Below are 20,833 nucleotides of genomic sequence, written 5' to 3' on the forward strand. Positions count from 1 at the left end.
TGCCAAGGAGCCTCCATGAGCATCCGTGCCACCCGCGCCCGGATCATCGCTTCCGCCCTCGCTCTAGCGTCCGTGACGGCCGTCTCCGGCGCCTCACCGGCTGCCGGGCACGACAGCGCCGTACAACTGGACTTCATCGGCGAGCGAGAACTGCCGAACGCCATGGCGTTCCAGGGCACCACCGTCGGCGGGCTCTCCGCCATCAGCTACGACACCCGGACGGGCTTGTACTACCTGATCAGCGACGACCGGTCGCAGACCGGCCCCGCCCGCTTCTACAGCGCCCGTGTCACCTTCGGCGGCGGCCACCTCACTGGCGTCGAACTCATAGGCACCCACTCATGGTTGCGGCCGGACGGCACCACCTATCCGCCCACTTCCACCCCCGCCGGGCAGCCCGCCACGGTGGCCCCGGATCCGGAGGGGATCGCCGTCGACCCGTCCGACGGCAGTCTGGTCTGGACGAGCGAGGGCGAGCGCATCGTGCCGTCCGACGGCCCCGCGGTCCTCGGCGACCCCTGGATCCGGCGTGCCACTACCACCGGCGAGTACAGCGGACAGCTCCCGTTGCCCCCACAGCTGCACATGAACTCCCAGGCCATCGGCCCCCGCCGGAACCAGACCCTGGAAGGCGTCACCTTCACCCCCGACGGCCGCCAACTCGTCACCGCCATGGAGGACCCCCTCTACCAGGACGGCGACGACCCCACCCCCGACCACGGCGCCCTCACCCGGATCACCGTCCACGACGCACGCACTGGTCTGCCCGGGGCGCAGTACGCGTACCCCCTGGAACCGCTGTTCGCCACGCCTCCCGCAGGCAGCACGGACACTAACGGCGTCAGCGACCTGGTCGCCCTCGGCGACGACCGCTTCCTGGTCCTCGAACGCGCCTCCGTCTTCAGCACCAACACCTGGAAGGCCCGCCTCTACCTGGTGGACCTCCGCGGCGCCACCAACGTCCTCGGCCGCGACTCCCTGGTCGACGGCCCCGTCCGGCCGGTCCACAAGACACTTGTGTCGGACCTGTCCGACGTTCCCGGGCTGCCCAGGGTGGACAACGTCGAAGGCATCACCCTCGGCCCGCGCCTGCCCGACGGCCGTCGCACGGTCGTACTCGTCTCGGACGACAACTTCGCTTCACGGCAGGTGACCCAGTTCATCGCCTTCGCCGCCGACGGCATCTGAGGTCCGGTCGGCGGGTGGACAGGAGATTGATCGCTCAGCGTGCGCGCCGTTCCGGTCCTGCCCGGCCCCGCCGCGACGTGACCCACATGGAGCCCGGCGCAGAGTAGGTACTGCGAGCCTGCCGGCAGCTGCACGGCCGTCCGGGCCGCCCGGCGGCGGTGGATCTCACTGTCCGCCCTGTCGTGGAGCCCGACTGCGCCGCCTGCCGGTCCGTGGTGGAGCCGCTCGCCCGGGTCGCCGACGTCGTCAAGGCCGGCGGCGAGGACCTGGGCGGGCTGTGGCCGGAGCAGGGCCCGGGCGGGTCCGCCCGCGCACTGCCGGCGCCAGGTGGTGCTGGAAGCAACGCTGGCCTCGCCCACTCGATCGGGGCCGGGGATGGCCGGTGCCCCGGGTCAGTGGGCCTGGCTGAGGGGGTGGTCGAAGCCCTGGGCCGAGATGAGGGCGGCAGCTTCGGCGAGGTCGGTGGCGAAGTGCTCGACGGCCTCGTACGGGAAACGGTGGCTGGGCCCGCTCAGGGAGAGGGAGGCGACGGCCTTGCCGGTGCGGCCGATGATGGGTACCGCCACGGCGGTCAGGCCCTCGTCGAACTCGCTGCTGCTGACGGCGTAGCCGCGCTCTGCCGCCTCCGCCGCCCAGGCCCGCAGGCGTTCGACGTGGGCCTCGCCGTGGGGCGAGGCGAGAGCGACTCGGCGAAGGAGCGCGTCGGAGGCGTCGCGCAGAAGGATCTTGGAGGAGGCGCCGGCCCACAGTGGCTGCTCGTCGCCGACATCGACGACGTGGCGCAGTGGGCGGGGGCTTTCTTCGTGGGCGACGCAGATCCGGTGGAGGTCCCGGGCGACGAAGAGGTTGACGGTCTCCCCGAGCCGGTCGGCGAGGTCGCGCATGACCTTGCGGGTCTCCTGCGGCACCTCCCATTGGCTGCGGGCGAGGTAGGCCCAGCGCCACAGGCTGGGACCAGCGGCGTATCCGGAGGGGTGGGACCGCAGCAGGCCGGTCTCCTCCAGCGTCTGCATCAGGCGCAGCACGGTGGTCTTCGCCAGCCCGGTGCCCTCGGTGATTTCGCGCAGGGTGATGACGGGACGCTCCTCGCTGAGGAGGTTGAGGATGTCGAACGCCCGTCGCACGCTGCGCACGCCGGTGCCGTGCTGCTCCCGCTCGACGTCCGTTTGCGGCTCTCCGTCGCTCACCTGCTACCTCCTCGTCGTGACGGCCATGCCCTGTCGGCCGCGCTTATCCGTCTGTGGCACCTCGACCATAGTCCGCTAGGCGGACCAAGTGAACTGCAATGTTGAAGCAATCTTGGCGTAACCCTTGATGCGGCTAATCCGCCCCCCTATGGTGCCGCTCATCGGTCCTTTTGATCCGCACTGTGGACCAAGTGATCGAGGGTCGCCGCCCGCACCTCCGTGGCGATGGCCCGGTACGCACGAGACCGTGTGCTCGCACCCCAGGGCTCCTCGCCGTCGCGTCGCGTCTGTCCCCACCGCAGCCATCCCGGCGGTCCCGCCCCGCGTGACTCTCACGTGGCCGGCGGCCACCGGTCCAGCCCATACAACGGAGTGTGTGAGATGAGCAGTACCCAGCAGGCGACCCGGGCCGGCGGCGCCGGCCTGGCGAAGAGGGCGGCGATCGCGAGCTTCATGGGAGCCGTGGTCGACTGGTACGACTTCTTCCTCTACGGCATCGTCGCGGGCCTCCTCTTCCCCGACCTGTTCTTCCCCGGCTCCTCCCCGGCCGTGGGCACCCTGGCTGCCTGGGCCACCTTCGGCGTCGGCTTCCTCTTCCGTCCGCTGGGCGGCATCGTCTTCGGCCACTTCGGGGACCGGCTCGGCCGCAAGCGGATGCTGGTCCTCACCATGCTGATCATGGGTACGGCCAGCACCCTGATCGGCGTCCTGCCCACCTACGCGCAGGCCGGGGTCTGGGCGCCCGCGCTGCTCGTGCTGCTGCGCGCCACGCAGGGCTTCGCGGTCGGCGGCGAGTGGGGCGGCGCCGCGCTCATGGCGGTGGAGAACGCGCCCCGCAAATGGCGCTCGCTCTACAGCAGCGGAGTCCAGGTCGGCGCATCCGTCGGCCTGCTGCTCGCCACGCTGATCACCAAGGTCATGTCGGGCACTGTCTCGGACGCAGCCTTCCGCTCATGGGGCTGGCGGGTGCCCTTCCTGGTCAGTGCCGCCCTGGTGATCGTCGGCCTGATCGTCCGGGCGAGGGTCGAGGAGTCCCCGGTCTTCACCGAGCGGGTCGCCACGATGGCAAAGACCGCGCGACCGCGCGTCCCGCTGCTCAGCGCGGTCCGCTCCAATCCGACCGGCTTCTTCGCCATCATCGGCCTGCGCCTCGTTGAGCTGTTCACCTTCTACGGCGTGACCACCTTCGGCCTCGCCTACGGCACCGGCGAACTCGGCCTGAACCGGGACAGCCTGCTCAACGTCAACCTGGCCGTCGGCGGTCTGGCCGTCCTCACCATCCCGGCCTTCGCCTACCTCGCCGACCGTTTCGGCCGCCGCCGGGTGTACTGCTGGGGCGCGCTGATCGGCGCGGTGAGCGTGCTGCCGTACTTCTGGGCGATGGAGTCCGGCTCGATCGTGCTGATCATCCCCTGCGCGGTCCTGCTCGTGAACGGCGCGCACGACATGGCGGTCTCCGTCCAGCAGTCCCTGTTCACCGACATGTTCGGCCCCGAGTACCGCTACAGCGGCGCCGGCGTCGGCTACCAGCTCGCCAGCGCGATCGGCGGCGGCTTCACCCCGCTCATCGCCGCCTCCCTGGTCATCTGGGCGGGCGGCGGCTGGACCCTGGTCGCCGCCTACATGGCGCTGGGCTGCGCCGTCTCCTTCCTCGTCGCGCTCCGCCTGCGCCGCGTGGACGAGGCCAAGGCGCCGGCCGTCGCACCCGAGAGGACGGCCGCGGTCTGACCGCCCAGCGGTCCGGGACCGGGGCAGAATGACCGGCTCCCGGACCGCCTACGGCCTGATGCGCCCTTACCCCTGTGGTCTCACACACCTAAGGTCTGAGTCTACTGGACCTAATGAACCGCTTGACGGTCAGCTTGGAGCTTCAGTGAAAGCAGCAGTCTTCACGGCGACGGACCGGATCGAGACGGTCGACGACTGGCAGGAGCCCGTCTGCGGCCCCGGCGACGTGATCGTGGAGGTGGCCGGTGTCGGCCTCTGCGGTACGGACCTGGCCGTCTTCCATGGCAGGCGCCAACCGCCCGCCACCCCGTGGATCGTGGGCCACGAGGGATTCGGCCGCGTCATCGCCGTCGGCAGCGTCGTCCCGGACCGCACGGTGGGCCAACGGGTGGTCATCGAGCCCAACTATGCCTGCCTGAAGTGTGTCGACTGCCTCACCGGCCTGACCTCGGCGTGCCCCCACCGTGCCATCGTCGGCCTGAACGCCCCGGGCGTCCTGGCCGAACGCGTCGCGGTTCCCGCGCACTTCGCCCACCCGGTTCCGGCCGGCCCGACGGACGCGGACCTCGCCTGCGCGGAGCCGTACACCGTCGCGCGAGCCGCGGTGCGCCGCAGCGGCGTGAGCGCGAAGGACCGCTGCCTGGTCGTCGGCGCCGGGGCGCAGGGCCTGCTGCTCTGCCTCATCCTGGCGCGCCTCGGCATCGAACCGGTCGTCACCGAACCGCACCCGCTCCGGCTCGAACGGGCGGTGCGGCTCGGCGCCGTCGCCGACGACGGCCGCAAGGGCTTCACCTACGTCTTCGAGACCTCCGGGTACCCCCCCGCCCTGAGCCCGGCGGTGGACCGTGCCGCCCCCGGCGCCACCGTGGTCCTGGTCGGCCTCAATGCCGCCCCGCTGCCGCTGACCACCGACGCCGTGGTCCGCCGCCAGCTCGTCCTGCGCGGCTCGATGATCTACGACCACCCCGGTGACTTCACCGCCGCCGTGGCTGAACTCCCCGAGGCCCGGCCCGGATCCGTCATCGAGGCACGCTTCCCCCTGACACGGGCACAGGAGGCGTTCGCCGGCGCCGCCCAGCGCGCCGGAAAGACCTGGATCAGCGTCCGCGACCCGGACGGGAGCGCGGATGCGTAGGTCCATCGCCACGGTCTGCCTCAGCGGAACGCTGACCGAGAAACTGACCGCCGTGGCGCGCGCCGGCTTCGACGGGGTCGAGATCTTCGAGAACGACCTCGTGGCAAGTCCCCTGTCTCCTGAGGAGATCCGCACCCGCACGGCGGACCTGGGTCTCACCATCGATCTCTACCAGCCGATGCGCGACGTCGAGGCCGTCCCGGAGGAGGTCTTCACCCGCAATCTGCGCCGCGCCCGGCGCAAGTTCGAGCTGATGCGGCGGCTCGGCGCCGACACAGTCCTGGTCTGCTCGAACATCTCACCGCAGGCCCTGGACGACGACGCACTCGCTGCAGCGCAGCTGCGGCGACTGGCCGACCTGGCCCAGGACTTCGGTATACGAGTCGCCTACGAGGCGCTGGCGTGGGGCCGGCACGTCAGTACGTACGACCATGCCTGGTGCATTGTCGAGATGGCCGGTCATCCGGCGCTCGGCATCTGCCTGGACAGCTTCCACATCCTCTCCCGGGGCTCCGATCCCAAGGGCATCGAGGACATCCCCGGCGAGAAGATCTTCTTCCTCCAGCTCGCCGACGCGCCGCTGATGGCCATGGACGTTCTTCAGTGGAGCCGTCACTACCGCTGCTTCCCCGGGCAGGGCGGCTTCGACGTCGCCGGGCTCCTCCGTCACGTCATCCACGCGGGCTACAACGGGCCGCTCTCGTTGGAGGTCTTCAACGACGTGTTCCGTCAGGCGGACGCGGGTCGCACGGCTGTGGACGGGCTGCGCTCCCTGCTCGCCCTGGAGGAGAGCGTCGGCGTTCTCCCCCTGCCGGCCCCGGTCATCCCAACTGGCGTCGCCTTCGCCGAACTCGCCACCGGCGACCCCCAGCCGGTCAGCAAGCTGCTCGGCGCGCTCGGTTTCACGCGCACCGCCCGCCACCGCGGCAAACCCGTCGAGCTGTGGGAACAAGGCGCCGCCCGTGTCCTGGTCAACACAGGAACCGCCACCCGCCGCAGCGGCACCACGCTGGCCGCCATCGGACTGGAGAGCCCCGACCCGGCAGCCGCCGCCCGCCGTGGTGAGGCCCTGCTCGCCCCCACCCTGCCCAGGCGCCGCACTGCCCACGACGTCCCCCTGGAGTCCATCGCCGCGCCAGACGGCACCGAACTGCTCTACTGCGCCACCAGCCGATCCCAACTACCCAGCTGGACCGACGACTTCGAACCCCTGGGCGATGCTCCGCGCCCGGCCTCCGGCGTCACGGCCATCGACCACCTGGCCCTCACCCAGCCCCGGCACCACTTCGACGAGGCGGTCCTCTTCCACCGCACCGTCCTTGGCCTGCGACCGCGGGACACCGTCGAATTCGCCGACCCCTACGGCCTCTTCCGCAGCAGGGCCCTGTCCGCACCGCGGAACGGACCACGTCTCGTCCTCAACCTCGCCCCCGGCCCAACGGAGGAGGGCGAGTCCCGGGCTCAGCACGTGGCCTTCGCCGTCGACGACATCGTCACGGCGGTTCGCCGCATACAGGGGGCGGGCGGCGAACTCCTGCGGATCCCGGCGAACTACTACGACGACCTTCAGACGCGGTACGAGTTTCCCGACGGGGAGCTGGAGACTTATCGCGAGCTCGGCATCCTGTACGACCGCGACGAGCAGGGCGGGGAGTTCCTGCACTGCTACACGGCGACCCTCGGCCACGTCTTCTTCGAACTCGTCCAGCGCATCGGAGGCTACCGCGGCTACGGCGCCGCCAATGCCCCCATCCGCCTCGCGGCCCAACGGCATTAGCCCCGGCTCTTCAGCGGAATTGGTTGATCTGACGCCCTGACAATAGAAAAATGCCGCCGACCTGCAAGGATGCGAGTGTCTAGATCGGATCCGGCACAGGAGTCAGGGCACCTTTCTGGTGAGCGAGCGTACAGGGTGGGACCGCGGTCTGTCTGCGACGGACGACGGGAAAGGGCTGGTCGGGCCTGCCGGGGCGGTGCTGTTGCGCAGGCTCGCCGACCGCGTCGGCCTGACCGACGCGCTGGCGGGAGTGCTGCCATCGGGCACGACCTCGTCGTGGCGGGACCGGGCCACCGCGCTCGTCGGCCTCACCGTCGCGATCGCGCTCGGCGCCACGAATCTGCTGGAGGCCGAGCAACTCCAACTCCACCACGGCCCCCTGTTCGGACCGGCAGTGTCGGACTCCACGCTGCACCGGCTGCTGTCCACGACGGACGAGACGAGGCGTGCACAGATCGCGAAGGTACGGCAGCGGGTGCCTCGCCACGTCTGGACCCTGCTGCATCTGCGGCCCCGGAGGACACCGCGCAAACGGCGAGTTCGTCCGGCCCGTCGCACGCCTGGACCAGCTCAGCTACTACCCGCGCCTGGCAGCCCGCGCCCGTGAACTCGGCCAGAGCAGCCACGATGCGGCCGCCATCGCGGACATCTTGAACAGCGAAGGATTCCGCCCACCCAAGCGCCGTGAACGCTTCGGAGCCGAGGGGATCCGTCATCTCCTGCAGGATCTGGGCTGCGTCAGCCGCCGCGAACAAGCCCTCCGCCGCAACCGCCCCGCACTTGGCCCCGGCGAGTGACGGCTGACCGACCTCGCCGGCGAGCTCGGCATCCCGCGCGTCACCCTCTACGGGTAGCTCACCCAAGGCCGGGTCACCGGCCACCAGGGCGACGACGCACATCATTCTTGGACCATCCAAGCCGACGCAGCCGAAGTCGACCGGCTCCGCGCGCTCCATCAGCAGTCCCGCGGCCACCAGCCCCGACAAGCCTGGCTCGACCACCAGAAGACCGCGATAATCCAAAACGATGAAGGAGAACAGCGACAGTGAAGCCAAGGCATGACTACGACAGCAGTCTGGCTTGCTCCTCTCGATGTCGAAGCGTCGCAGGAAGGACTGCCAGCAGCGGTCGAGGTCCATCTCGGTGGCGGCGGTACCCGACCACCACAGCCAGAGAGGCTTGTTCACCCCGCCGCTGGGCAGCTTCTCCACGGCCAAGCGGATGACGGTCCCCTCGATGATGGGCAGCGGCCCTTCGTGATCGAGCCAGGCGGCCCGCCGGGTCAGTCTCGGGTGCAGCCGGTCCTGCCTTGGGCGGTCGCCTTCCCGTAGCGCCGGGTGTCGGTGACCGTCACGGCCTGCTCGGTGCCCCAGGTGGCCGGGGCGCCGAAGACGAACTCACCGCCATGCTTCAGCGGTCGCCCGCCTTGCGGCGGCTCGGATGGCGCGAGGCCGAGCGAATCGACCTGAAGCACGGCAGCTTGCACATCCATCGGCGTGGCGACGCGAGGCCCTGGATGGTGGTGCCCGCGGTCGGCTTCCCCAACCTGTTGGTCTTCCTTACCCTCTTCAACCTTCTGCAGCACAGCCCCAGCAGGTCGAGGTTGGACGACGCCGTCTGACGCAGCCAGATGTCGCAGTGTTCCTGGGGCGTGCAGGGCAGACGAAGATCTATCGGCTCGTTGTCCGCACCTCCGTCGGCGAACGCCTGTACTGCGTCGTCGATCACCGCCGTGACCCGGTGGTCGACGGGGTAGCCGCCGAAGTCGGAGCTGTACGCGATGCGAAGACCGGTCAGATCACCCGCCGTCGCGCGGGACCAGTCAACCGGCGCGGAGGGCACGCTGAACGGATCACGGGGGTCCCATCCGTCCGCCATGACCTACAGCAGCAGAGCCGCGTCGCCGACCGTTCTGGCCACCACACCGCTGCTGGCGAGGGGAGCGTGCTTGAACGCGTTGGGGCGGGCCGCCCTCGGTACGACGCCGAAGGTCGCCTTGTATCCGTAGACCCCGCGCCAGGCGGCGGGGATCCGGATCGATCCGTCGGCATCGGATGCCTGGGCGACGGCTGCGAGGCCGTCCGCGACGGCGGCGGGGCTCCCGCCGGAGGATCCCCCGGCGTTCTTGCCGATGGCGAACGGGGTGCTGGTCGGGCCGATCAGGGTGTTGTCCGTGGTGCCCTTGTGCCCGAACTCTGCTCGACCCCGAGGCGCTCGCCATGGCTGGACGGCGAAGGCCTCAGCGTAGGTGATCTCGACGGGTGCCTCGCCACCCGTCGAGGAAGCGTGCACCAGGTCCGCGCGTACCCCGCCCGGGTTCATCAGGGCGATCTGGGCTCCGCCCCGCTCCGGGTCCGGTTCCTTCGACTTGTCGATGACCGCGCTCTGGTCGGCCTCACTGGTGCCGGTGCAAGGAAGAGAGCAGGCCGGGGCAAGGGGTCTGTGGACCGTATGCCGTCCGACTGCAAACGAACCGGGCGGGCTAAGTGCCTGCTCCCCCGCTGCGACGCAGCGGTCACCAGGTGTCGTCCCACTGGTCCAGCAGGGTGTCGGCCGTGGCCCCCTCGGATACGGCCGCCGGACCGTGCAGGAGTTGTTCGGCCCAGATGATCTTTCCGCGGGCGGTGTAGCGGGTGCCCCAGCGTTCGGCGAACCGAGCGACGAGGAACAGCCCACGTCCACCCTCGTCCGACGCGGACGCGCGGCGCAGGTGCGGCGACGTACTGCTGCCGTCGGCGACCTCACAGATCAGACTGTTGTCGTCGTACAGCAGGCGAACCCGGATGGGGGCGATGCCGTAGCGGATAGCGTTGGTGACCAGTTCGCTGATCACCAACAGGGTGGCAAAGGTGAACCGCTCCAGTCCCCATGCCTCCAGACTGTCGTTGACGTCGGCACGGACTCGGGAGACGGCCGCGGGGTCGTCGGGGACCTTCCAGGCGGCGACCTGGTTCGGGGGCAATATCCGGGTACCGGCCACCAGCAGGGCGATGTCGTCGCTCGGGAGTGGAGACAGCAGCGCGTCGAGTACCACCTGGCAAGTCTGCTCGGGCGTCCGGTCCGGGTGTGCCAGGGCAGTGCGCAGCAACTCCAGTCCGGTGTCGAGGTCGCGGTGGCGGTCTTCGACCAGACCGTCGGTGTAGAGGACCAGCCGGGACCCCTCGGTCAGGGTCACTTCGGCGACCTCGACCGGCAGGCCACCGCCCAGACCCAGCGGCGGGGACACGGGCACGTCGGGGAAGGTGACGGTGCCGTCGGGATCTACCTGGGCCGGCCCGGGGTGCCCGGCCCGGGCCAGGGTGCACACGCCGGTGGCCGGGTCGTAGATCGCGTAGAGGCAGGTCGCGCCGACGACCCCGTTACTGAGGCCGTCGATGGCCTCGCCCTGATCGATGCGGGCGACGAGTTCGTCCAGGCACCCGAGGAGTTCGTCTGGCGGCAGGTCCAGGGCCGAGAAGTTGTGGACCGCGGTACGCAGCCTGCCCATGGTGGCGGCGGCGTGCAGACCGTGGCCGACGACATCGCCGACGACTAGCGCCACTCGTGCCCCAGGCAGTGGGATCACGTCGAACCAGTCTCCCCCCACCCCCGCCTGGGCGGGCAGGTAGCGGTAGGCGACCTCCAGCGCGGACTGCTCGGGCAGCACGTGGGGCAGCAGGCTGCGCTGCAACGTCACCGCCATCGTGTGTTCCCGGGTGTAGCGGCGGGCATTGTCGACGCACACCGCCGCGCGGGCCGCCAGTTCCTCGACGAAGGAAAGCTCCTCTTGTTCGAAGGCCCCAGTGGTTTCCGAGCGCCAGAAGTTGGCCAGCCCCAGGGTGACGCCGCGCGCACGCAGGGGCACCGTGATCAGTGAGCGGATTCCGTAGTCGACAACCTCGCGGGCCCGCTCGGGATCCTGGGCCTGCCAACCGGGCGCGGCTCCCAAATCCGGCACGAGGACCGCACGGCCGCTTTCCAGAGCCAATGCGGTCGGCGAGCCCGGGAGGAACGGCACCAGCTCACCCAACGGGATGAGGGGCTGATCCTTCCGGTTGCCGCAGACCGCGCTGCGCCGCAGCGCCCGGTCTTCGGCGCCGGGCTCTTCCCCCCGGCGCACCGCGTCCAGCAGTTCAACCGTGACGAAGTCGGCGAACCGGGGGACGGCGACCTCAGCCAGTTCCTCGGCGGTACGCACCACATCCAGGGTGGTCCCGATGCGGACCCCGGCCTCGTACAGCAGATGCAACCGTTCTCGCGCCACCTCAGCCCGGCCGGCCAGCGCCTGCAGTTCGGTCGAGTCCCGCAGGGTCACCACGCTTCCCCGCGGCCCCTCGAGGTCGACGGGCCTCTTGTTGAATGCCAGCAACAGGTCCCCGGCGAGGTGCACCTCGTCGGTGGCCGACCTCTGCGAGACCAGCAGTTCGACGGTGCCCGCGTCCAGCCGCAGATCAGTGATGTGGCGCTGCTCGGCGTCCGCCGGCAGATCCAGTAGTCGGCGCGCTTCGTCGTTGGCCAGCAGCAGCCGCCCGTCACCCCCGACGATCACAACGCCCTCGCGCACCGCGTGCAGCACCGCATCGTGATGCTCGTACATGCGGGTCATCTCGGCCGGACCCAGGCCATGGGTCTGGCGCCCCAGTCGACGGCTGACCAGCGCCGACCCGCCCGCAGCAAGAGCGAGCGCCCCAGCCCCGCCGCCGAGCACAGTCGGTATCTGGCGGCCCACCGAGTCCTCCACACGTCCGATCGTGACCCCGACCGACACCAGGCCGGCGATCGAACCGTCGCGCCGGAAGACCGGCACGGTCGAATTCTGGGCGATGCCCTGAGGCGAGCCGGAGATCCGCGTGACGGTCTTGCCAGTCAGCAGCGGTTTCACCGAGCCGATGATGTGCTTCCCGATGTTCTTCGGGTCGGGGTGGGTGAGGCGGATCCCGTCCGGGCTGATTATCGTGACGTAGTCGACGCCGGACGCCTTCCGGACCGCCTCGGCTCGAGGCTGCAGCGCCGCGCTGGGGTCGCCGCTCTCCAGTGCGGGGACTACGTCGGGGGAGCGGGCGAACGTCTCCGCGACGCCCAGTGACCGGTGCTTGGCGTCCTCGACGCTGTCGCGCTGGAACTGCGCGGTCAGCACAGCCACTGCGGCAGCGATGAGCAGCACCACGATTGTCGCCTGCAGGAAGAACACCTGACCGGCGACGCTGCGCACGATCAGCAGGGAGCTCAGCCGTGGCATTGGCGAGGGCGGGGGGGTGGCGTGCTCGCTGGGTTGATCATCATCGGGGTGGAACCGGTTCCGCGTGGTAGCCGAACGCTGACGCTGGCGGAACGGCCAGAGTGACGAGGCCCGAAATCGATGAGCGCCTTTACTCATGGATGAGCACCTCTAGTCATATGAACACGCTTGCCTGTTATATCTATATAAACAGGCTTTATCCGCTATTGTGGAGAGTTCCATGTCGGCGTGGGCACAGAGCCGAATCTCGGATCGGCGCGTGGCGAGAACCTGGCTGCGTTGCTGGGAGAAGATCAGGCCGCTGATCACCGCGCGGGATGACGACGCTCGCGCTGACCGACCGGGACACCGTCGCGGGCATGGTCCGCTTCGCCAAGGCGGCCGGGCCGCGGGTATCCGCCCCCTGTTCTGCGTCGACATCGCCGTCGCTCCCCTCGCCTCGCCCGACCCGGCGGCTGGCCGTGTGCGTACGCCGGTGCGCGGCGGCGCGCACGTGCTGGTGCAGGCGGGGGGCAGAGGTCTCACCCTCGCCACCTGCACCCAGCCCGACCTGGACCAGTGGAAAGCGGGCGAGGACCTCAGATACCGGGACCAGACCGGCCACTTCATCCGCTGGGCGAGCAAGAACCGGCTCGCGAAGGGGCTGACCTTCGGCGCCGAGCGCTGGCAGGGCCCCGTCGGCCCCCACGACTCCGAAGGCCGCTGGGACGACGCCCGCCGACTCCTCCACGACGCCACACTGACCACGGCCGACCGGGTCGCCGGACTCCTCCTGCTCTTCTACGCCCAACGACTCAGCACGATCAGCAACCTCACCGTTGATCAGGTCACCGAGGCGAACGGCCGGGTTTCGATCCAGCTGGGAACCTCCCCGACCGTCCTGCCCGAACCGCTCGCCGCACTGGTCCTCGACCTGATCGCAACACGCCGCGCCTACACAGTGATCGGACACGCCGACCAGACACCCTGGCTGTTTCCAGGTCAACGCCCAGGCCAACACATCAGCGCCGACCGGCTGGGCCTTCGGCTGATCGCCGTCGGAATCCAACCAGGCCAGGCCCGCTCCACGGCCCCGTTCGCCCTCGCCGAGGAAGTCCCCGCCGCGATCCTGGCCCGCATGCTCGGCATCCACATCCAAGTCGCCGTCCAGTGGCAGAAGGCGTCCGCCGGAGACTGGGCCGCCTACGCCGACGACGTCAGCCGCCGCGAGGGCATCGGCACCATGTCCAGGCGCGAGGCGCAATCGAATCGGCTCAAGTGAGCATCCGCGCAGAGCCCTTGGCGGCGTGCTCGACCGCGGCGGAAGCCAGCGCGCGGATGATCGGGTGGGGCCGGGTGCCGTCTCCCGCGAGTTCGGGCTGGAACAAGGTGGCGAGGAAGAACGGGTGGTCCGGCAACTCGGCGATCCGCAGCTCGCCTGCCTCGTCGACGCCGCTGAAGCGCAGTCCGTGCGCACGGAGCACATTCACGTAGTCCGGGCTGGTGCCATACGAACAGTGGTAGCGCTCGACGGTCCGATCGGCTCCCAGAACGCGTTCCGCCAACGATCCCCTCTCCACGTTGACCACGCCTTCGTGGCCGACCAGGGAGCATGCCAGCGGGACGATCAGCATGTCGCCCGCCTCCGGCCGGTTCTCCGCGTGGTTGACACCCGAGAGCCCGCACACGTCGCGCGCGAACTCCAGGACCGCGTGCTGGAAGCCACCACAGGTGCCCAGAAACGGGACCCCCTGCTCACGCGCGGTGCGAGCCGCCGCGATCGCCCCGGCTTCGCTGCGATACGGGCTGCCGCAGCCAAGGCCAGCCCGGACAGCGCGGAGGCGACCCATTCGGTCAGGGCCTTGCTGGAGGCGAGGCGCTCCTGTTCGCCCTCGGCGCTCTCAGCCATGAGCTGGTAGCGGCTGAGGAGGAAGGCGCCGACGCCGTGCAGACGCACCTCCTGGGCGGCGCTGCGCTCGGTGAGCAGGTTGCCGATGAGCCGGCTGGCCCGAACATGTTCGATCCAGCTCATCACCGACACGTACCGCTCCTGGGCCACGCGCATGGCGCCCCAGCCGCGCGGGGCGGCGATGAGGATCAGCATGGGCAGTAGGACCGGGTGGAGGACGGCGAGGACGCCGGCGGTGGTGATCAGGGAGATGAGGCCGTTCAGCGCGGCGACGCAGGCACCGATCATGCGGCGGGCGGAGCCCGGACCGTACTGGGCAACGTCAACGAGCCGCCGGAAGTCGGGGTCGTCGATGGCTTCCAACTCGACACTTGCGGCGGCGGCCAGGTACTGGGTGGTGGCGATCCGTTCGACCATCGGCTCCAGGCGCCCGGCACGAGAGGTCGACCACGCGGAGAGGGCGGAGTTGACCACACCGATGGCGGCGGCGGCCAGCAGGCCGGGCAGCAGCGCGTGCAGCCGCTGGGCGGCGTCGCCACTCCCGGCGAGCAGGGCATGCATGACGGCGTTGATGGCGAGCAGGCCGACGGCCGCGGCGATGCCCTGGCCGATCTCGCTGAACGCCACCGCGAGCAGCGCCCGCCGGTCGGCGCTCCACGCCATGCGCAGGGCGGCGCCGACGAGGGCCGGCATGGAGCGCAGCGCGGACATCATGGTCAGGTCCAGGCCCGCGTGCTCGTGGTGGGACCAGCCCATGTCGTAGCGCAGCGGTCCGCCGAACAGCTCCTGTTCGGCGTCGGAGACCCGGGGTTCGGCCATCTTCACCGGTCCAAAGAACCTCTTCACCGGGCGCCTCCCGAGGTGGGCCAGTTCAGTGCCCGGTACGACGGGCCGTGGGTGAGCATGTGGAAGATGGCGACGGTGTAAGGGTGGCAGTCCGGCGGGGGTTTCTCCATTGGCACCCAGAACAGCCCTTCGTGCTTGTCCGGCTCGGCGTTGTGCGGTTCGCCGGTCCAGGACTGGGCCACGAACACGGCGGTGATCCGGTCCATGCCCTCAGGCTCGTGGTGGTGGACTAGGCCGGCGAACTCCTGCCGGTCGGCGCTGACATGGACGCCGGCCTCTTCCTTCGCTTCGCGCCGCGCCGCGAGATCGAGCGGCTCGCCGGCCTTCAGATGGCCTCCCACGACGGTGAGCTGTCCCGGTGCGAGGTCCGCGTCAGGTTTGCGGCGCACGCACAGGGCGGCGCCGTTCGCCCGGAGCAGGATCTGGGCCACGTCGGCGATGAGCAGGTGAAGAGCGTCGCTCAACGCCGTCCCTCCTGCATCAGGCGCTCGACGGCGCGTCGGCCGCGCGCGGTCACGAACGTGTCGCCGTGCCGGGGGCCGTACGCGAGGGCGCTGGCCGCGTCGGCTGCGGCGAACGCCGCGAGCGCGCATTCCTCGGCATCGGACAGAGACCGGCCATACCCCTCGAACAGGGCAGTGCGCAGCTCAGGATGGTCCGGCCAGAGGGAGGCGGCGAGCTTGACGAAGTCGCAGACGAGCGGGCCCGGTTCGCTGCGCTCGAAGTCGATCAGCGCGCAACGCCGGCCGTTCCACAGCAGGTTGCGCTCCCAGAAGTCCCCGTGGCGCCACCCCGCGGGAAGGGGGCCGAGGCCGGGCAGCGTGCTCACGAGGCGGCGCAGCGTGTCGGATTCGGCGGTGGACAGGTGGTCACCGGCCTCCGCAGTGTGCTTGTCCAGCCCGGACTGTGCGCTCTCGATAACGTGCGCGGCCTCGTCCTGCGCCTGGTGGCCGGGCAGAGCCTCGTGAAAGCGGCGCAGGAGCTGGCCGGCTTGCCGGTGGGCGGCGCGGCGGCGCGCGGGTGACTCCTCTCCCTTCAGCGGTTCGCCGTCCACCGCGGTGAGGATCAGGGCGAGCAGGTCGGCGGAGCTGCCCTTCAGGGTGGGGGCGTTGCCGTGGCCGAGGTGAGGGACGGCTTCGCGGTAGGCGCGGGTCTCCCGGGTATACAGGACAGGCGCGGGCGCCACCTTCACGTAGTGGTCGCCGGTGCTTCCGGTCACCTTCCACACCTGGGAGTTCTCCCGGGGGTGCGAGGTGTCCCGCACGTCCTTAATGGGGCCCAGGACCGTTTCCACCCAGGAGGCGAGGTGTCCCGGGAGGCGTGTGGAGTCCGTCATGCGAGGTACCTCGCATCCGGTCGTGCCCCATCGGCGAGGAAGACTGCGCCAGCGGCGGGGCAGGCGGTGGTGTCCGAGGAGGCAGCGGTGTTTTCGAACGCAGGATGAACGAGCGCAGGGCGGCGTAAGGGATGCATGGGTGCTCCGCGGGGCGAGATGCGGACAGGTGATCGGGTAACGGGAGGTTTCCTGTCGCCGTCACGGGTGCGCTAGGGCGAAATCTAGAACCTGATTTCGAATACGCGGGCCTCTCCGTGTGCGGCCGAAGGTGGCGTGCTGTGACGCTGTGTTCGATCACTCATGTGGGTTCCGGTACCTCCTGTGGGGGATTGCCAGGCGCGGGCGTGGCCATCGCAGGGGCCAGTTCCGGGCGGAGATCGACGACGTGGCGTAGGAAGCTGCGCTTCGAGTAATAGGTGTGTTCGGTCGCCCACCCGCGGGAGAAGAGGTGGCCTCGGAGCCAGTCGTTGATGCGTTCCATTTCGTGCAGGACCTCGTCCTAAGGCCTCGGCGTAGTCGTATGGCGTCCGATTTGTGGCTAAGCGAGGTCGACTTCGGCAAGATCGAAAACCTTCGCATCGCGCCATGCCGCGGGAGGGGGCGGCGGCATCCCGCCATGGTGCGAAACCGCCGCCCGCCCTCCGACCCAGTCCTTGTTTCACCTATCGAGATTCGATAGATTCCCATCGTAGCTCGATGGAAGGATGGGTCATGGGAAAGCTGACAGTGCGCGCGCTGCGCGCCGTGCTCGTGGTGGTGCTCACCGGCACCGTGTTCGTACAGGCATTGATGGTGTGGGCGTTGGTCAGCGGGAGCGACCCGGAGGACGGGTCTCTCCCGCTGACCCCGCTGCGCGTGATCACGATCCTGGGCATCGGGGCGGCCCAGGTCGCCCTGGTCTGTGTATGGCGACTGGTAACGATGGTTCGACGCGGAACCGTGTTCTCCCACGCCGCCTTCCGGTACGTGGACGTCATCATCGGCGCGATCGTTGCGGCTGCTCTCGTGTGGTTCGCGGTCACGGCCCTGAATGCGCCGGACCAGCGGGACGACCCGGGCGTCACCCTCATCATGGGCGGGATTGGCGTGGCCATCCTGGGAGTCGCGCTCATCGTGCTCGTGCTGCGGATGCTGCTCGCCCAGGCCGTCGCCCGCGACGTCGAAGCAGCGCAGATGCAGGCCGAGTTGGACGAGGTGATCTGATGCCGATCGCCGTCGACATCGACGTGATGCTGGCCAGGCGGAAGATGTCCGTGGGCGAGCTCGCAGACCGCGTAGGGATCACGCCCGCCAACCTGGCGGTACTCAAGAACGGCCGCGCCAAGGCGGTGCGCTTCGCGACGCTCGCCGCGCTCTGCGAGGTGCTCAAGTGCCAGCCGGGCGACCTGCTGCGCTGGGAGGCCGAGGACACCGCGGGTGAATGAACCGTGCCTGCCGACGCGTCATCGCCGATCCCGCTTGCCTTTGACCAACTCCGCGAGCATCCCGGGGCCGTGCCCGGGGAGATCCCGGGCCTGCTGGAGCGACTGGCCGAGGTGCCCGACCCTCGCGATCCGCGCGGCGTACGGCACGCTCTGGTCGTCGTGCTCGCGCTGACCGCGTGCGCGGTTCTGGCCGGAGCGACCTCCCTGCTGGCGGTGGGTGAGTGGATCACCGACGCCCCGCCGTCCGTCCTGGAGCGTCTCGGCGTACGGCCCGATCCGCTGTCCCCGAAGCGGTGCCTGCCGGCGGAGGCGACGGTGCGGCGGCTGCTGGGACGCATCGACGGCGACGCGCTGGACCGGGCGGTGGGCCGCTGGCTGGCCGACCGGCACGCTGGGGCCGACGGCCGGCTGCACGCAGTGGCGGTCGACGGCAAGACCCTGCGCGGAGCGGCCAGGGCCACGGGCCGCAAGATCCATCTGCTCGCCGCCTGCGACCACCTCTTCAGCCTGGTCCTGGCCCAACTCGACGTAGGCGAGAAGACCGGCGTGCCGCTCGCTGGAAGCAGCGCTCGACGTCCGTCGGAGCCTGCACCTGCGCTCGCCGGTCGCTGTACTCGATCGGCTGCTACGCGCTCGTGCCACGACGGCGAGTCCGATCGGTGGAGCTGCGCATTGAGCCGACGCTCGTGAGTGCGCGCTCTCAGAGGTCGACTGGCGACACGTCGTCGCCGAGCGGGGGGTGGACCCGCGTCAGCAGCCGCTCCTTCAGGACGGTCGCGTAGATGGCGGCTTGCGTGGTGGCGGGGTGGCTCGGCGGCCAGATCCCGCGGCGGAAGACGCAGCGACGGCCACGGAAGAGCATCACTGCGGTGGCGGCGACGACCACGTTGTCCGCTGCATCGGACACGGCTTCGCCGGTGAGTGACTCGAACTCGCCGCCCCGTCGGTCGCAAAGATCCAGGACGGCCTGGCGGGCGGACCGCAGGAACACGTCCTCAACTGACCTGCGGTCGGGCGGTCATTGGTGGTCGTTGTTGGCCGTCCTCGGAGGGCCCAGAAAGGGCCCAGCATCGCCGCCGAACAGCAAGAAGAGCACTAGGGCGCGCCGTGCTGCTCTTGCTGGTGGCGGCTTGGGGCTTGTCGTGCTGCTTGTCGCTTGTCGGATCGCAGGTCAGAGCTCGTTTCGGGCTTCTATGGGGGCGGCCCCGTCTTGGCGCGACAAGCGACAAGAGCACCAGCGCGCGCCACCGGCTCGCCGTGCCGCACGGCGGGCCCGGCTTCCAGCCTGATCAGGACTGAGCGGTGGCGGCTCAGCCGTGAGGGGTGCCGCCCAGCGCCGAGGGTGACTCCCTGTGGGGGGGCGAACCGGGGCCGGTGGGGCGCGAAAGAAGCGAAAGCCCATATTCCGTGACGTCAGTCACAGGTCACCATCAATTGACCGGCGCGCTTAGTAGATGCAACGTGGCGGACATCTAGGGATTTGCCCGTCTTGGTCTGGATGTGTATCTCGCCGCGCTTTTCCGGGATTCCGCTCGACTGGCCCGCGCGCCCGCGACCCCATGCTGTAAGGCTTCTGACGCCGCGACAGCTTTTCCTCCTGTCGCCATGTCCGGACCGGAGGCCCGTGCACTGTCCTGGCGAGGTCCTGGGACCTACGAAGCGACGTAGTGGCGGGACCCATTGCGCGCCCTGTCGAGCCGTTCTAAGAATGTCGACCCACAGGACGTCGCTGCAGTTCGGAACCGGTGTTCACGCCGAGTCGACCGCGCGCTGTGGCGCTCGGCGTCACCGAGTGAGTAGGAGCACCCCCCACATGAATTCGTCCCGAATGTCCCCGAGGTTCCTTGCCCTCGCTATCGGCCTGGGTCTGGCCTCCAGCGCGCTGGGCGCAGCGGTGCCGGCGAGCGCCTTGACGGCCCCCACCCCGTCCGCTTCCGCCGATGCCTCCGTGGCGGGGTACGACGGGTCGGCTGAGGAGGCTGCGAACAACAAGGCGTTCTTCGAGGCTGTGCTCAAGTCGGTCGCCGAGAAGAGTGCCGCCCAGCCCAGCGGGCAGGCGGTGACCCTCCACTACGACGCCTCCAAGGCGCCGAGCTTCCGTTCGCAGATATCGAGCGCGGCCGCGATCTGGAACAGCTCCGAGTCCAACGTCAAGCTCGAGGAGGCTTCGAGCGGTGCCGACTTCTCCTACTACGAGGGCAACGACCCGCGCGGGTCCTACGCCTCCACCAACGGCCACGGAAGTGGCTATGTCTTCCTCGACTACGCCCAGAGCCAGCAGTACGACTCGGTCCGCGTCGCCACCCACGAGACCGGGCACGTGCTGGGCCTGCCGGACGACTACGGCGGGCCGTGCAGTGAGCTGATGTCGGGTGGCACCGCCGGCCCGTCCTGCACCAACCGCTACCCGAACGCCACCGAGCGTGCGCGTGTCGACGAGCTGTGGGCCAGCGGAGGCGGGCAAGCTCCGGGTACGGGGAACCAGTCCGCTGGCGGCCCGAGTGCTGCACCGTCGGCACCGTCCGTGGCCCCGGGCACGGGGAACCAGCCCGCTGGCGGCCCGAGTGCTGCACGGCCGGTATGGCCCGCGGGGCCGGGTCACGGTCCGTGGCGTCCGCACCACCGCACGCTCTGGAATTGATTGCGTTCCCACTCATCGCGCGCCCAGGCGTGAGGTCGGGTGTGAACTCACTAGTCGATCTTGATGATCGCCTGGCAGAGGATTGTCCGGGGCGGGCGTCAAGCATCACGCGACGCCGACCCGTCAAGCATCGACTGAAACCTGGACCGCTTCGGCTGGGATGCGCCACAGCGGAGCGGCGTACTGTTCCGGCCGACTGCTGAGCAGGAGAGCTCTCAGGTCCTGACGCTGCTTGCCGTTGAGGCCCAGGGCCTCGGTGATCCTGCGCAGCGTTGGCGTCGATCCCCTCACCGGCAAGGAGGCGATCCGCTGCTCAGGCGGCGCTGCCAGCGGGTTCCTGGGAATTGGGTCGGTCAGCACGCCCGCCGGCCACCTCGACCAGCTCCCCGATGACACCGCTTTTGCCCGCGGTCGGTCGATCACGGTCGGCTCGATCGAAGGCGCTCGCGCATCATCCGCGGGTGT

At 69.8% G+C, this 20,833-nt stretch carries 17 protein-coding genes and 4 pseudogenes; 10 read left to right on the forward strand and 11 right to left on the reverse strand.

The window, feature by feature from the left end; genetic code table 11:
* The first annotated feature begins 15 nt into the window (after positions 1-15).
* Positions 16-1,188 carry an esterase-like activity of phytase family protein gene (locus tag ACZ4RZ_RS36740; RefSeq protein ID WP_467751259.1) on the forward strand — a complete coding sequence of 391 codons (1,173 nt, stop codon included), beginning with the start codon at positions 16-18 and terminating at the stop codon, positions 1,186-1,188.
* A 392-nt stretch (positions 1,189-1,580) separates the two neighbouring features.
* Here the strand turns inward: ACZ4RZ_RS36740 and ACZ4RZ_RS36745 are convergent, their stop codons facing one another.
* Positions 1,581-2,375 (reverse strand): IclR family transcriptional regulator, encoded by a 795-nt coding sequence (locus ACZ4RZ_RS36745; RefSeq protein WP_467751260.1) that lies wholly within the window; start codon positions 2,373-2,375, stop codon positions 1,581-1,583.
* Positions 2,376-2,756: 381 nt separating this feature from the next.
* Between ACZ4RZ_RS36745 and shiA the strand changes: the two genes are divergently transcribed.
* The 4 genes from shiA (at position 2,757) to ACZ4RZ_RS36765 (ending at position 7,622) form a co-directional block, all read left to right on the forward strand.
* Positions 2,757-4,103 carry a shikimate transporter gene (gene shiA / locus ACZ4RZ_RS36750; RefSeq protein ID WP_123969427.1) on the forward strand — a complete coding sequence of 449 codons (1,347 nt, stop codon included), beginning with the start codon at positions 2,757-2,759 and terminating at the stop codon, positions 4,101-4,103.
* 145 nt (positions 4,104-4,248) lie between these two features.
* Positions 4,249-5,238, forward strand: a complete 990-nt coding sequence (locus tag ACZ4RZ_RS36755) for a zinc-dependent alcohol dehydrogenase (protein WP_467751261.1) — start codon at positions 4,249-4,251, stop codon at positions 5,236-5,238.
* Complete coding sequence (locus ACZ4RZ_RS36760) at positions 5,231-7,015, forward strand: bifunctional sugar phosphate isomerase/epimerase/4-hydroxyphenylpyruvate dioxygenase family protein (protein WP_467751263.1); 1,785 nt, start codon at positions 5,231-5,233, stop codon at positions 7,013-7,015. The genes ACZ4RZ_RS36755 and ACZ4RZ_RS36760 overlap by 8 nt, the downstream gene beginning before the upstream one ends.
* A gap of 118 nt (positions 7,016-7,133) precedes the next feature.
* Positions 7,134-7,622: a hypothetical protein gene (locus ACZ4RZ_RS36765; RefSeq protein ID WP_467751352.1), complete on the forward strand. Its 489-nt coding sequence runs from the start codon at positions 7,134-7,136 to the stop codon at positions 7,620-7,622.
* A 475-nt stretch (positions 7,623-8,097) separates the two neighbouring features.
* Here the strand turns inward: ACZ4RZ_RS36765 and ACZ4RZ_RS36770 are convergent.
* The 4 genes and pseudogenes from ACZ4RZ_RS36770 to ACZ4RZ_RS36785 form a co-directional block, all read right to left on the reverse strand.
* Positions 8,098-8,444: pseudogene (locus ACZ4RZ_RS36770) on the reverse strand (NF041680 family putative transposase); the annotation flags it as partial.
* Complete coding sequence (locus ACZ4RZ_RS36775) at positions 8,426-8,893, reverse strand: hypothetical protein (protein WP_467751264.1); 468 nt, start codon at positions 8,891-8,893, stop codon at positions 8,426-8,428. The pseudogene ACZ4RZ_RS36770 and the gene ACZ4RZ_RS36775, both read right to left, overlap by 19 nt.
* 3 nt (positions 8,894-8,896) lie before the next feature.
* Positions 8,897-9,337, reverse strand: coding sequence for an amidase family protein (locus ACZ4RZ_RS36780; protein ID WP_467751265.1), 441 nt, complete (start codon positions 9,335-9,337; stop codon positions 8,897-8,899).
* A 193-nt stretch (positions 9,338-9,530) separates the two neighbouring features.
* A complete protein-coding gene (locus ACZ4RZ_RS36785; protein ID WP_467751266.1) occupies positions 9,531-12,233 on the reverse strand; it encodes a SpoIIE family protein phosphatase in 2,703 nt (900 codons plus the stop codon).
* 317 nt (positions 12,234-12,550) lie between these two features.
* On the opposite strand from ACZ4RZ_RS36785, the pseudogene ACZ4RZ_RS36790 reads away from it, so the two are divergent.
* Positions 12,551-12,732, forward strand: a pseudogene (locus ACZ4RZ_RS36790) (hypothetical protein); the annotation flags it as partial.
* A 754-nt stretch (positions 12,733-13,486) separates the two neighbouring features.
* On the opposite strand, the pseudogene ACZ4RZ_RS36795 reads toward ACZ4RZ_RS36790, so the two are convergent.
* From ACZ4RZ_RS36795 to ACZ4RZ_RS36810, 4 genes and pseudogenes are all read right to left on the reverse strand, one after another.
* A pseudogene (locus ACZ4RZ_RS36795) lies at positions 13,487-14,023 on the reverse strand (glutamine amidotransferase-related protein); the annotation flags it as partial.
* Positions 14,023-14,940, reverse strand: a pseudogene (locus ACZ4RZ_RS36800) (ABC transporter ATP-binding protein); the annotation flags it as partial. The pseudogenes ACZ4RZ_RS36795 and ACZ4RZ_RS36800, both read right to left, overlap by 1 nt.
* Positions 14,941-14,963: 23 nt before the next feature.
* On the reverse strand, positions 14,964-15,431 hold the full coding sequence (locus ACZ4RZ_RS36805) for an NUDIX domain-containing protein (protein WP_467751268.1): 468 nt from the start codon (positions 15,429-15,431) through the stop codon (positions 14,964-14,966).
* A complete protein-coding gene (locus ACZ4RZ_RS36810) occupies positions 15,428-16,303 on the reverse strand; it encodes a phosphotransferase (RefSeq protein ID WP_467751270.1) in 876 nt (291 codons plus the stop codon). Before ACZ4RZ_RS36810 ends, ACZ4RZ_RS36805 begins: the two co-directional genes overlap by 4 nt.
* Positions 16,304-17,014: 711 nt before the next feature.
* Here ACZ4RZ_RS36810 and ACZ4RZ_RS36815 point away from each other — a divergent pair.
* The 3 genes from ACZ4RZ_RS36815 to ACZ4RZ_RS36825 all read left to right on the forward strand — a co-directional run bounded on the left by ACZ4RZ_RS36815 (position 17,015) and on the right by ACZ4RZ_RS36825 (position 18,417).
* Positions 17,015-17,506, forward strand: coding sequence for a DUF2975 domain-containing protein (locus tag ACZ4RZ_RS36815; RefSeq protein ID WP_467751271.1), 492 nt, complete (start codon positions 17,015-17,017; stop codon positions 17,504-17,506).
* Positions 17,506-17,727, forward strand: coding sequence for a helix-turn-helix domain-containing protein (locus ACZ4RZ_RS36820; RefSeq protein WP_054237256.1), 222 nt, complete (start codon positions 17,506-17,508; stop codon positions 17,725-17,727). The genes ACZ4RZ_RS36815 and ACZ4RZ_RS36820 overlap by 1 nt, the downstream gene beginning before the upstream one ends.
* A 69-nt stretch (positions 17,728-17,796) precedes the next feature.
* The gene (locus ACZ4RZ_RS36825; protein WP_467751273.1) at positions 17,797-18,417 is read left to right on the forward strand and encodes a transposase family protein; all 621 of its coding nucleotides are present in this window, start codon (positions 17,797-17,799) and stop codon (positions 18,415-18,417) included.
* A gap of 10 nt (positions 18,418-18,427) precedes the next feature.
* Here ACZ4RZ_RS36825 and ACZ4RZ_RS36830 read toward each other — a convergent pair whose 3' ends face one another.
* Complete coding sequence (locus tag ACZ4RZ_RS36830; protein ID WP_467751275.1) at positions 18,428-18,634, reverse strand: hypothetical protein; 207 nt, start codon at positions 18,632-18,634, stop codon at positions 18,428-18,430.
* 906 nt (positions 18,635-19,540) lie between these two features.
* On the opposite strand from ACZ4RZ_RS36830, the gene snpA reads away from it, so the two are divergent.
* Positions 19,541-20,368 carry a snapalysin gene (snpA, locus tag ACZ4RZ_RS36835; protein ID WP_467751276.1) on the forward strand — a complete coding sequence of 276 codons (828 nt, stop codon included), beginning with the start codon at positions 19,541-19,543 and terminating at the stop codon, positions 20,366-20,368.
* 123 nt (positions 20,369-20,491) lie between these two features.
* Here the strand turns inward: snpA and ACZ4RZ_RS36840 are convergent, their stop codons facing one another.
* A complete protein-coding gene (locus ACZ4RZ_RS36840) occupies positions 20,492-20,728 on the reverse strand; it encodes a hypothetical protein (RefSeq protein WP_467751278.1) in 237 nt (78 codons plus the stop codon).
* Between the last annotated feature and the right edge of the window lie 105 nt (positions 20,729-20,833).

The organism is Streptomyces sp. NPDC027189 (assembly GCF_055566975.1).